10 protein-coding genes are annotated in these 12,260 nt (G+C 54.9%); 3 read left to right on the top strand and 7 right to left on the bottom strand.

Translation table 11 applies throughout. The features are described from left to right. Positions 1 to 43: 43 nt before the first annotated feature. Positions 44 to 1,204, bottom strand: coding sequence for a thiolase domain-containing protein (locus tag HXY34_05085; protein NWF95493.1), 1,161 nt, complete (start codon positions 1,202 to 1,204; stop codon positions 44 to 46). Positions 1,205 to 1,219: 15 nt separating this feature from the next. Continuing rightward, the gene (locus HXY34_05080; protein NWF95492.1) at positions 1,220 to 2,263 is read right to left on the bottom strand and encodes a hydroxymethylglutaryl-CoA synthase; all 1,044 of its coding nucleotides are present in this window, start codon (positions 2,261 to 2,263) and stop codon (positions 1,220 to 1,222) included. 350 nt (positions 2,264 to 2,613) lie between these two features. Between HXY34_05080 and HXY34_05075 the strand changes: the two genes are divergently transcribed. Continuing rightward, entirely contained in the window at positions 2,614 to 2,805 is a 192-nt protein-coding gene (locus HXY34_05075) for a MoaD/ThiS family protein (GenBank protein NWF95491.1), read from the top strand. Here the strand turns inward: HXY34_05075 and HXY34_05070 are convergent. The 4 genes from HXY34_05070 to HXY34_05055 form a co-directional block, all read right to left on the bottom strand. Further along, complete coding sequence (locus tag HXY34_05070) at positions 2,792 to 4,300, bottom strand: hypothetical protein (GenBank protein ID NWF95490.1); 1,509 nt, start codon at positions 4,298 to 4,300, stop codon at positions 2,792 to 2,794. The genes HXY34_05075 and HXY34_05070 overlap by 14 nt on opposite strands. Before the next feature lie 73 nt (positions 4,301 to 4,373). Next, the gene (locus HXY34_05065; protein ID NWF95489.1) at positions 4,374 to 4,793 is read right to left on the bottom strand and encodes a hypothetical protein; all 420 of its coding nucleotides are present in this window, start codon (positions 4,791 to 4,793) and stop codon (positions 4,374 to 4,376) included. A gap of 237 nt (positions 4,794 to 5,030) precedes the next feature. Further along, entirely contained in the window at positions 5,031 to 6,605 is a 1,575-nt protein-coding gene (locus HXY34_05060; protein ID NWF95488.1) for a hypothetical protein, read from the bottom strand. Between the two features lie 77 nt (positions 6,606 to 6,682). After that, positions 6,683 to 7,891: a hypothetical protein gene (locus HXY34_05055; protein ID NWF95487.1), complete on the bottom strand. Its 1,209-nt coding sequence runs from the start codon at positions 7,889 to 7,891 to the stop codon at positions 6,683 to 6,685. A 299-nt stretch (positions 7,892 to 8,190) separates the two neighbouring features. Between HXY34_05055 and HXY34_05050 the strand changes: the two genes are divergently transcribed. Further along, on the top strand, positions 8,191 to 9,909 hold the full coding sequence (locus HXY34_05050) for a methylmalonyl-CoA mutase family protein (protein NWF95486.1): 1,719 nt from the start codon (positions 8,191 to 8,193) through the stop codon (positions 9,907 to 9,909). A gap of 496 nt (positions 9,910 to 10,405) precedes the next feature. Here HXY34_05050 and HXY34_05045 read toward each other — a convergent pair whose 3' ends face one another. After that, on the bottom strand, positions 10,406 to 11,023 hold the full coding sequence (locus tag HXY34_05045) for a GTPase domain-containing protein (protein NWF95485.1): 618 nt from the start codon (positions 11,021 to 11,023) through the stop codon (positions 10,406 to 10,408). A gap of 300 nt (positions 11,024 to 11,323) precedes the next feature. Between HXY34_05045 and HXY34_05040 the strand changes: the two genes are divergently transcribed. Beyond that, a partial coding sequence (locus tag HXY34_05040; protein ID NWF95484.1) for an FAD-binding oxidoreductase occupies positions 11,324 to 12,260 on the top strand: 937 nt, incomplete at its 3' end.

The raw sequence follows: 12,260 nt of genomic DNA, 5'->3' as shown, positions 1-12,260 counted from the left end.
CTCCTTTCTCCAGACACCTGCAACACCTCTCTCTGCCACCAAATCACCTCCCAAGTACATGAACAATGGACGTTGCACCCGTGCCGCCGATGTTCACAGCCATCGCTTTCTCCGCTCCGTCCACCTGCCGCTTCTCGGCATCGCCTCTCAGCTGGAGTACCAGCTCGACAACCTGAGCGACACCAGTTGCTCCAATCGGATGCCCCCGTGCCTTCAGACCACCGGATGTGTTCACAGGATACTTGCCGCCTATCTGTGTGAGGCCTTCGTCAAGTATCTTGCCACCCTCACCCTTCTTGCACAGCCCAATGTCCTCGGTGAGTGTGATCTCGCTGATTGTGAAGCTGTCATGCAGCTCGAATACATCGATGTCGTCGACCGTGGCCCCAATCTCCTTCAGAGCATCCCTTGCAGAAATGACCACAGCATCCATGGTACATATGTCACGACGGTCGTGAAGTGCAAGTGTGTCGCTGGCCTGAGTTGATGCCTCTATGTAGACAGGCGTGTCCGTGAACTTCTTCGCTATGTCCTCAGAGCACATGACGAGCCCTGCAGCACCGTCAGACACCGGCGAGGAGTGAAGCACTCGAATTGGGTCCGCCAGCAGGCCGGATGTCATCACGGTATCCAATGAGACTGCCTTCTGAAACTGAGCCCACGGATTGTGCACAGCGTTTGCATGGTTCTTCACAGCCACCTTCGCGAGCTGTTCTTCTGTTGTACCGTATTCGTGCATGTGACGACGGGCCATGAAGGCATAGAGGGCCGGGAAAGTCGCTCCGAACAGCCCTTCCCACTCCCAATCGCTTGCAACCCCGATTGTGTTCATGGCCTCGGTCTGGCTGACGTCGCTCATCTTCTCACAGCCAAGCACCAGCATGACCTTGTGTTCACCTGACAGTATTGACATGTACGCCTGTCGCACTGCTGCACCGCCACTTGCGCAGGCAGCCTCCACGCTGTAGGATGGGATGTGTCCAAGACCACCCATGTCCACCGCGAGGGCTCCAAGATGCTCTTGGCCCGTGAATCTTCCTGCGCTCATGTTTCCGATACAGACTGCGTCGATGTCTTTGCCGGACACTTGAGAATCAAATATCGCGTACATACCAGCTTCAAGAGTTATGTCGCGAAGGTTCTTTTCCCATAGCTCTCCGAATTTGCTGATTCCAACTCCGACTATTGCCACTCTACGTGTCATGTTACTATACCTCCCTCACCCGATAGCCTTGATCTTGCGTCGATACTTGGCGTACACTGCATAGCTGATGTATGTCTTTCTCTCGATATAGTCGTCCACAGTGGGGACTCTACCCCGGTGGTTGAGTATCTCGTCCTCAACACGAATGCTGAAAGCATCACTACCCGCACCAGACCCGTACGAGACCATGAAGATTCTCGCTCCAGGTTTCGCGATGTCCAGAACCCTGCACAGACCTATCATTGAAGACCCTGAGTAGGTGTTTCCAATCCTCTTCACCACTAGGCTGTCTTCCAACTTCTCCTTGGGTACACCGATGTTCCGACCCACGATGGCAGGGAACTTGCCGTTGGGCATATGGAATACAAAGTAGTCATAGTCATCAATTCCACGGCCCGTACGACTCATCAACAACTTGGCGCCCTCTTCCACATGTCTAAAGTACGCAGGTTCTCCCGTGAACCTCGCCCCGTGACTCGGAAAGTCTGAGCCTTCTCGACGCCAGAAGTCAGGAGTATCGGTCGTGAAGGATGCGGTCGCCTCGATCGTGGCGACGGAATTGGTCTTTCCGATGAGTATTGCTGCACCACCAGCAGCCGCTGAATACTCAAGAGCGTCACCGGGACGTCCCTGAGCAGTGTCTGAGCCAATGGCCAGACCATACTTGATCATGTCCGACGATACTAGACCCATGCACACTTGCACTGCTGCCGTGCCTGCCTTGCAGGCGAACTCAAAGTCAGCACAGGTCATCTGGGGGGAACAACCAATTGCCTCGGCCACGATTGTTCCGGTCGGCTTGACCGCGTACGGATGCGATTCAGAGCCGACGTATACTGCGCCAATCTCGGTTGGGTTTATCCCGGCATACTTGACTGCGTTCCGTGCAGCCTCGGTAGAGATGGTGGCCACATCCTCGTCTGGTCCAGGAACGGACTTCTCATACACGGCAAGTCCTGACGCCATTGCAGCGCCATCCTCGCCCCATACACTTGCGATATCCTCAGTCTTTATGCGATATCGAGGTATGTAGACGCCATAACCAACAATTCCCACCATTCACAGCATTTCTCCTTGCATTCGATGTTCGCCGAATCACGTTACGTCATTTTTCCCGCTTCGGCAGGAATCCGTCTTATGAACGTTCCTGTAGAGATGTCAAGGCAGAACGGCTCTCACCGAATGGAATCAACTTTGTAGTGTCATGACGACGTTCGTACGGACTCACTGGCAGTATATATCGATAACGATGTACATGTATAATTACGGCATTCGTCGATAGAGGATGGATTTGCGTGATACAGAGGATCGAGACCAGTCAGGAGCCAGCAGTACTGCGAATCAAGGAAACACAGTCGTATCAAGTAACGATATAAGGACAGATGAGAGATGTCTGATTGGTGCAACACTTGTCCGAACTATCGCGTATCAGAGTCGAGACTGTCAAGATCACCTCTCAGAAGACCGTTTCGGAGCTGCTGGCAGAGCTAGGCATGACGCATGACCACGTTGTTCTCCTGGCCGGAAAGAGGTTGAAGCTCAATGACATCCTGAACGAGGACGACTCTGTGATTGTGCTTCCAACAATCACTGGTGGCTGAGCCGGTCCAAGAATCGGTGCATGGACTCAGTGTCGAAGTGGGGTTGACGTGCTGGAGACCGAGGAGCGGACTTGAGTCCCATTACTGTGGCCATGGAGTCCAGTACCGTCTGCTGGTATGCGTGCATCTGCCTCCGGGTCATGTCTCTTGCCTCCAGTCCGTAGCGCCTGATTGCAGCAGAGATTGTGGTCTCAGAACCCGAGCTGTACTGAGTCGCATGCTTTGACGCGGAGGCCAGTGACTCCGCCAGACCAAGACTTCGTGCTAATGCCCTGAAGACATGCTTTCGCTCAACAGTGGCGCCATCTCGTGCCACGATCTTTTGTTCTGAGGGGATGGACATCGAGTGACGGACGAACTCCGGTGCTAGATAGGGAAAGAAAGGTTCACAGCCCCCCCAGTTGATTGCCTTGATGTCACGTTCAATGTTCACTCGGTGGGTCACAGAGACATCACACCACAGCTGATTGTCCAGCTCCCGAGGCCCGCTCTTCAAGAAGGTCTCAGCGTGTCTTGAATATCCCCCGAAGAGCTCATCGGGACCCTGACCAGAGACAACGTGTACAATGCCTCGCTTCGATGCGTATTTTGATGCCAGTACAAATGGCAGGGCAATTGCAACATCCATCATCGCCCACGACTCGATAGCAAAGACAACCTCGGGAAGCATCTGCCATGCCAGGTCAAGGTCCAGCAAGATGCGGTGAAAGTCCATTCCAAGTAGTTCAGCCGCCCGTTCGGCAGCCGTTCCGTCAAGAGAGTCCTCTGTGCAGGTCGTCAGCAGAGACACACTCTCGCACTCCTGATTCGCCAACAGTGCGAGTAAGGAGCTGTCCACACCCCCCGAGAAGAGAATGGCACATCCTTGTCCTCGGATGGGCTCGAAGGACTTCCTCAGATGGCGGCTCAGTGCAGTGACATGTTCGGAGGGAGAGGAGACCAGTGAGACCGAGGGGCGAGTGTGGCCGCCCGAGCCGACCTGCTTCCGTCCGGCGGAGTCAATCAACAACCACTGCGAGGGTTCGAGTCGAATACAACGCAGTTCCGGGAGACCCCAGAGCAACTTCCGCTCCGATGAGAATACAGTACTTCCATCCAAGGTCCACACATAGAACGGATACATGAAGTACTGCGTTGCATAGGACCGAATCCCTGATGCCGAGACCTGCAAGGCAAGATGAGCACCATTACCCTCAGTGTCAGGCAGCGCACTCGGCACTTGCCCAAGCGACTTCAGTGTCAACTCCGCGATCGGTGCATAACGCTCCGGCAGTTCGTAGGTGGAGTACACAAGCATTGTTTCATGCTCGTGTACAGTGACAAGAGGTCCGTGTCCTGAGCCTGAGCGAACGCAGAGGATTCCATTCTCAGACGGGAGCCTATCCACATAGTGAGTCTGCATCTGGCCGCAGTAGTGGTCGAACGAGGCTGCACGACTGCGAATGCATCGGGCCAAGTCGCCATCGTGGTCGAGAAGACCCCAGAAGGCTACCAATGGATGACCTCCTTGTCTGTCCCGCCTCGTGAGTAGGACGGCGACTGGACGCAGGCCTTCCCCGCAGGCAACACTATCCAGTTAGCGGGACCTTCTTCAGTATCACTTTCTGCACACCGGATATCTGCTTCATGTGCAACTCCAAGTCACTGGGCGATATCTTCAACTGCTCGGGAGTGAAGTAGCATTCATAGTAGCACTGACTCGCAGCCTGACAGATTCCGCTGGTAAACAGGATGTCCTCAAGTCCGGCCTTCTCGAAGACCATCGTGAGCTCCTCAAGGAAGCTCTTGCTTAGCTTCTCTATCTCCAACTTGAGATACATCACATTGCCGCTATCGACCGGATAGAGCTTCACGTTCTTGTCTTTCATCACCAGTATAACTAGTGCGTAAGGCTGACCAATGGCATCGACAAAATCACTGGGCAATGTGATGACAGTGCCCTTCTGGATCTTCATGACCCTAGCCTGTGTCATGTCTGGTTTGCTCAATGGGATACCTCCGGACTGAGACCGACCGTATCATGAATGCAGGGATTATATCTCTTGTGGGAATACCGTGTGAAGTGGAGTCACATGAGAGAGGGGGTGATTCAACACGGGACGGCGACTCCCTCCACTTGAATGCGTTCCGGTTTTAGTGAAGGACGACAGAGGCAGCTGTGTACATCTTCGGTGTCCATCTGTTTCCGACTGGCGACGAACCGTACAGAACGGTTGTGGCTGTCTTCAGTCGGTTTTCTTTCTGAACCAGCCCCGAATCTCACGTATGACTTTGGGGTCCGGCTTATCAACAGAGCGGAGGGTCCACTTGTTTTTCTGCGGAGCATAGTATTCGAGGAACGCCACGCCCCCAGCGGCATGAATGCGCTCCATCTCCTGCAGCTGACCCATGAGCCACGCCTTTGTGGAGATTGGGATGTTGGCGGTGACGGCGTCAAACAGGTCGGGGTGAAGGTCGAAGACCAGTGCTCTGTCTGACATATACTCAACAACGGCGTCTCGTAGAGCCTGACTGATCTTCTCCCGCTGGGTGAAGAAGGACGCTGCCACCGACATGTTGGGGTGGCGCTCCGGTATCTTGAGCGAGAACTTGAAAGAGCGGTTGAACTTGGACAGGTGAGTGGCAGCATCTAGGAACAGGACTGTCTCGGGCTTGCCCTCGAACTCCTGAGAGGACATCTCCACGTCTGTAGAGAGCTCTACGTCGGGAGCGACGGCCCCGGCGATACTCTCCTCAGACTCGCCATCAGGCGTATCAATCTCTTCGTAAGCGAGCTCCTCACTGTCCCACCCCGAGTCACTACTAGAGGACCTCTTTCTGCTCGATGACACAACAGCCTCCTTTGGCCGATCTTCCGGACGTACGTAGCCGACCACTTCAACGAGCTGCTGGGTTATGAGCGGCATGAACAGGTCGTACAATGTTCCGCGGGTCTCAAGGACCAAGAGCACAGGACGGACCTCTTCAACTGCCTTTGTGAGCTCGGACTCAAATGATGGGTCGTCATCGAAGTACTTTCGCAGATTCTCTTCTGAGTAGCCATCGCGCACGCGCTGCGCCCACTCCTCATAGACTTCCTTCACCTCTTGCTTCCGCCGGTTCTTCAACAGACTCACGAACTTTCCCAAGTATCGAACGCTTCTCGTCACGGCTGTCGCTGGACTGATGAAGACGGTCAGGAGCCCAACCGCTTCTCCTGCATACTCGCTTGCCTCAGTGCTTCGAATCTTCCCAAGTACTTCCTCTGACAGCGAGGGAGGACCAAGCTTCTCCACAAGGACTTCAGTCATGCCAGCAAAGTCCTCAAAGGACGCATCAGCAGGTCCCACGATCTCTCCGACCGGAGATGCGTCCGAGAGCACCTCTGCAAAGACCACAGGGTGCTGAATCACCCACTGGAGTGGAATCTTAAGTGAGGGATAGTCGTGAAGCCAGGTGCGGTCCGAGTCACGTGACCCGAAATAGAACTTTGCCGCGTCCGGAAAGATGCCGTCGTACAGCTCCATGAACTGATCGAAGCCCTGCTTTGTGCTCAGGCCCATCTCAGCCTTCTCCATCGCGTCCACAACCATGACCACATTGCGTCCTTGGCTCTTGACATCAGCCGCCATCGCGAGCATCGCCTGTTTTGGCGACAGGTAGAGACGTTCACTCTCCACATAGGGCGCATCATAGTAGGAGAAGAGGCCGAGCTTCCTCCAAGGCCGTCCTCTCATGTCAGTTCTCACAAGATGTGTGAACCACTCGAATCCCCTGGTGTATCTCGGAATGTTCTCATCGTCGGGAGTATGGTCGGGCATTGAAGCACCTCGCAGGATGACTGCTACCTCGCGCGTCCTGCGAATCCCACACTACATTGGTCTAATAAGAGTCACTACTAGTCGCGCCGCACCGACACGACTGCAGCAATCACAGCCGTCGCAGTCACGGCGACAATCACCACAACTCTCCAGTCGACCAGAGACGGTGCAGGGTGGTTTGGATCCTGCTCGAGCAAGAGACCGTAGACGTTGGACTCCAGCATTTTCAGGGCCTTGATTGCAATGCCAATGTTCCCAATCTTGCCCGTCGTCATCTGAGGAACCAGACCCCAGCTGCCATCGGCGGACTGACAATCCAGTATGAAGTCAATCGCACCAGTCGCATTGACCAGTTCCAGAGCGTTAAGGGCGTCCAGCCCTAGCAGAGCGAAGTAGGAACTCATGAGATTCGTGTCGTTTGTGGCGACACCCTCCGTGAAACCGCCCACATGCATACCGACCGATACAGTCTGCACTTGCCGTGCAAGAAGCCAGTCGCGAATGCCCTGCGTATTGTTAAGCATGTTCAACTTGTCAAGGATCTTGAGAGACATCAGAGCTGCTGCTGTAGCAGTGACCCCCGTGACCCTAGAAGCAGGACTGAGTTTGAATGCGTTGCCATCCATGCAACTGAGTATCCACTGGGTAGTGTTGTCAGGGTTTGGCAGCCACGTGGTCCAGTTGTTTGACTGCGGGCTCTTCTTGATCACATAGTCGAGCGACCAAAGTGCGTAGAATGTGGACAAGACATCTGCTGTACCGTTTGGTCTGTTGGCAAACCCACCTGAGACTGAGTGTGTCCGGTTTATGAAGACTGGGACCTCGTTTATCTTGATGTTCAGCAAGCTCATCTTGGGAATATCGTCGTGCTTTATCAGCAGTTCCCACAAGTTCAAGGCCTGATATGTGGTCACTGTGGTTGCATTCACTGCGAAGGTGTCGCCCCAACCTCCATAGTTGATGTTCTTGATCTCATACTTCGAAGACTCGTACTGGACCTTTGTAGTGAAGTTCTTTGTCTTTACTAGGTCAATCAACGGGGGCCGTGTTGCGAGATACCCCAGCTCATCAAGCGCGACCAGAGCAGAGTAGGTGGAACCAATCCGGGATATGACTTCCCCGGAGACAGAGTAGCCACCTTCGTTCGCAGAGTCATATCTCGTATTCAGATAGGCATACAGGGAGTCAAGACGAGTACCGGGATTCGCAGAAGCCGGCGGGACAGCTATAGATAGCAGTACGAGAGTCAGTACAACGGTCACGCATGCAACCTTGGCCTTGTTCATGGGTCAAAACCATCCGCTGTGACATCCTCTAGGCACTGTGCCTAGCGCGCTGTGCGTCGGGCTTTGGAGCTGTTATTAACGTTTCCCCAGAACGGACTCTTGCAGAAGTCATGTCCGGAGTTGCAGAGGGTCGTCGCGCTGGCCGACTCGTACGAGTACCGCACACAAGACGAACACATATGCCAGTCTCAGCCCTTGCGACAGGTCGGAGCCATTCATGCAACAGAGTCACGCCAATCGAACACTTAATATCTGGTGAGCTGAGCGAAGCACAGGTTCGTCCAAAAGGAGACATGTCGATGGCCGTTCTGAGAACTGGCAAAGAAGGAGGTGCTGAGAGGAAGGACTCCGAGATTGAGGCCATCCGCTCGGCGCTGGAGTCTTGGGAGTCAACTACTCTCGCAGAGCAGATGCGACGTGACCCTGAGCGGCGCTCCGAGTTCGTGTCCACTTCCAGTGTTCCTGTGAGACGACTCTACACGCCTGTGGACATTCCGGACTTCGACTATCTACGGGACCTCGGCTTTCCAAGCCAGTATCCGTACACGCGAGGGGTCCAGGCGACGATGTATCGTGGGAGGCTGTGGACCATGAGGCAGTTCTCAGGTATGGGGACTGCCGAGGAGTCGAACGCACGGTACAAGTTCCTGCTCGCCAATGGCCAGACTGGTCTGAGCGTGGCCTTCCATCTCCCAACAATCTTTGCAAGAGAGTCCGACCATCCACTTGCACATGGCGAGGTGGGAAAGCTGGGCGTGGCGGTGGACACGCTCAAGGACATGGAGATTCTCTTCTCGGGCATACCTCTTGACAAGGTCACCACTTCCATGACAATCAATGCGCCAGCGTCAATCCTTCTAGCGATGTACATGGTGGCTGCGCAGAAGCAGGGAGTCTCGTCAGATCAGATTGGAGGCACCATACAGAACGACATCTTGAAGGAATACATGGCTCAGAAGAGCTGGATTCTCGCTCCTGAACCATCTCTTCGAATCATCACTGACATCATGGAGTACGCCTCTGAGCACATCCCCCGGTGGAATACCATCTCCATCTCCGGGTATCACATTCGCGAGGCCGGTTCGACCGCTGTGCAAGAACTCGCCTTCACACTGCTCAACGGGATGACCTATGTCCAGGCGGGTATTGACAGAGGCCTCGATGTAGACACATTCGCCCCGCGTCTTTCCTTCTTCTTCAACGCGCATAACGACATCTTTGAGGAGGTCGCAAAGTACCGTGCAGCTCGCAGGATCTGGGCCAGGGAGATGAAGGAACGGTTCGGAGCGAAGAAGGAACGTTCACTGTGGCTTCGGTTCCACACACAGACGGCAGGTTGTTCTCTCACCGCACAGCAACCGATGGTGAATGCGGTGCGGACCGCATACCAGGCCCTGGCAGCAGTTCTAGGTGGCACTCAGTCCTTGCACACCAACTCGATGGACGAGGCTCTGTGCCTGCCCACAGAGGAGGCGGTGCGGGTGGCCCTTCGTACTCAGCAGGTTCTTGCATATGAGAGCGGCGTGGCGAACACAATTGACCCTCTCGCTGGCTCATACTATGTCGAAGCGCTCACCAATGAGATGGAAGAGGCTGCATACAAGTACTTTGACCAAGTCGAAGCACTCGGAGGTGTGATTGCGGCGATTGAGAAGGGCTTCTTCCAGAAGGAGATAGCTGACGCCGCCTTCAGGTATCAGCGAGAGATTGAAGAACGCAAGAGGGTCATCGTGGGCGTCAATGAGTTTGTCCTGGAGAATGAAGACATCTCCATTCCTGTGCTGAAGATAGACCCCGAGGTGGAGCGCAAGCAGATTGAACGGCTCAATCATATACGACGCACGCGCGACAACCAAGCAGTCCGCGAGGCGCTCGATGGTCTGAGAAGAGCCACGGACCAGGGTCACAACGTGATGCCCCACATAGTCGAGGCGGTCAAGGCATACGCGAGCGTCGGAGAGATCTTCGACGTCTGGCGTGAGATGTACGGCGAGTGGGACGAGCCGAAGATATTCTAGTAGTTGCATATCCACTGGCGTACAGCAAGACTGGCCTTGGACAACCAGTGTGGAGTCAACGTGCTGCCGGTTCTTCAAGTCGCAGGACCCGAGCGAGCACCGCCATCTTGCTGCAGAGGCGGACCTAAAGAGGACCTGCTCAGGCTGACATGGTGCAGAGCGGTGGCCGACGCCGGTCTGGGTCACGGGTGAGCGCGTCAGTAGTCAGAGGGCGTGCGACTACATTGTACCAGCATCGGTCCACCACTGACTATTCGTCATTGGTCCCTCAAAAGACTTGCTTCGAACACGAAAGAGGTCACTTGCATTCATCCTGATTGACACGATGTCTGTCACGGTTGGTCTCTTTGCCAGCAGTCTTCCAGCAATCTATACATATGAATCGGCCCGTCGCCACCCTCCTCCCATATCTCTCTATGGTGCAGCATGTTTCACATGACATACGCACGCTATGGTCCGTGTATTCTTGAACTCTGTCCCTCGGTACTATCCCCTGTCACTTCGGCTCAGAGTTCTTCTTCTTTTCGAGCTTCCTCAGGGCACCCACAAGTGCCTCCTTGCACTGCTCATAGTCGGTTGCAGAGAGCCCCATTACGTCTGGTACACCGAGCCATGAGGCAACCTCCCGCGGGGATGCGGCATCCTCTCGGTCCTGCTTGTTCGCAATGAACTCGATGTGTGTACCGTTTGAGCCTTCCCTGGTCTCCTCAAGGATCTTGAGCGCGTCTGCCGCCATCGCTGGGTCAGACGAGTCAACTACCATGAGCACGAGGTCGGACCTGGCACGCATTGCGTCTCTCACTAGCCTGTACTGTAGCGAACCGGGGACTCCACGTAGTTCGACTTCCTTGGCTGTCCAGCCGGCGTACTGGCCATTGCTCTTTGCGTATTCGCTCCTGGGCAGTATGAGATCCTTGTTGTCCTTGTGCAGCCAGACGACCCGGCCTAGGTCGAATCCAGCAGTTGTGCTGCCCAAGTGACCTCGATGGGGTCGTAACATCGGCCTCTCGATGGATATGGCGTCTGGGTCTAGGGTGTGAATGAGGTGAGTCTTGCCCGACTGATAGGGCCCAGTGATGAACGCCTTGTAGTCGCATGGCTTGTACTGAGTCATGGTTTCGAAGTCCCCTGTGGAATGCGACGAGTCTCTCGATTGGTTGATGTGACTGTCTAGGCAAGCCATCCTCGCGTTGCGCGAGTCTTCGCGCGCCTATCGCACTCGGGTAAATGAATCTTCGGTTCGCAGTAGAACACGTGTTCTAATGCATCAATCATGGACCAACTGTCTGTCATGTGAACCATGTGGTCGGGTGCTGCCGCAACCCGATGCGTATTTATGATGGATTTCTTATGGCCGCAACCTAGCATCGAAGACTCCATGGAGGAATACTGACCCCACAAGGAGGACTATCTCGTGACAGAATACAACCGCGTTACTGACGCAGTGGTCAAGAAGCTGAAGGCCATTTGTGGCGAGAAGTACGTCACAACTAGCGAGCCACTGCGTCACAGCTACATGGCGCGGGGCATCATGGGCCTCGAAGCGGTGGTTCCGGAGGTCATTGTACGACCTGAGAACGCCGAACAGGTGTCCAAGATCCTCATAGTCGCCAATGAGAACCTGAGTCCGGTGACTCCCGCTGCGGGGGGTCTGAGCGGAGGCTTTGCACTGCCTGCCATAGAACCGGGCGGAATCTATATGGACATGACCCGAATGAATCGGATGGAGGTCGATACGGAGAACCGCGTCATGGTCGTGGAGCCCGGCGTCAAGTCCGGGGATGCATGGCGGATCTTCAAGACCAAGTACCCTGAATGGGCACCACCAATTCCCGATGGGGCACCGCCGGCCGCCACTGTTCTGGGTGACGCCATTGAGCGGGGCTTCTCGCTAGTGACTGGCGTGTATGGACCACAGGCGGACATGATCATGGGTCTTGAGGTTGTGTTGCCCACCGGAGAGATCTTCAGGACGGGTTCGTGGGCTCTGGAAGGCGCAAAGCCCTACTACAGATGGGGGCTGGGCCCGAATCCAGATGGACTGTTCTTGGGCTCTCAGGGTTCGATGGGCATAATCACGAAGGCCGCTATCAAGATGGTCCCCCATCCGCACTACAAGACCGTCGTCGCCTATGGCGGTCAGAACTGGGATGACATTGTGAAGCCGACATGGGATGTGTCGAAACATGAGATGGGCATTGCCGACAGGTGTGTGATGGTACAGGGTGGCAACTGGCCGCTAGTGATGACTCGCTGGCCGAAGACGAACGTGCCCACCGACTACGAGTTCTACAAGAAGATAGGCATCTCCGAGTACTGGATGAACTACGAGGTCTGGGCGTGGTCTAAGG

This window comes from Candidatus Thorarchaeota archaeon (assembly GCA_013388835.1).
In the GTDB taxonomy this organism is placed as follows: Archaea; Asgardarchaeota; Thorarchaeia; order Thorarchaeales; family Thorarchaeaceae; genus JACAEL01.
The sequence above is the reverse complement of the archived record's forward strand: the minus strand, read 5'-3'. Positions and strand labels throughout refer to the sequence as shown.

Bases quoted from the DNA above. Each gene is read 5' to 3' on its own strand.
- HXY34_05085 (NWF95493.1), bottom strand. From the start codon at position 1,204: ATGACACGTAGAGTGGCAATAGTCGGAGTTGGAATCAGCAAATTCGGA.
- HXY34_05080 (NWF95492.1), bottom strand. From the start codon at position 2,263: ATGGTGGGAATTGTTGGTTATGGCGTCTACATACCTCGATATCGCATA.
- HXY34_05060 (NWF95488.1), bottom strand. From the start codon at position 6,605: ATGCCCGACCATACTCCCGACGATGAGAACATTCCGAGATACACCAGG.
- HXY34_05055 (NWF95487.1), bottom strand. From the start codon at position 7,891: ATGAACAAGGCCAAGGTTGCATGCGTGACCGTTGTACTGACTCTCGTA.
- HXY34_05050 (NWF95486.1), top strand. From the start codon at position 8,191: ATGGCCGTTCTGAGAACTGGCAAAGAAGGAGGTGCTGAGAGGAAGGAC.
- HXY34_05045 (NWF95485.1), bottom strand. From the start codon at position 11,023: ATGACTCAGTACAAGCCATGCGACTACAAGGCGTTCATCACTGGGCCC.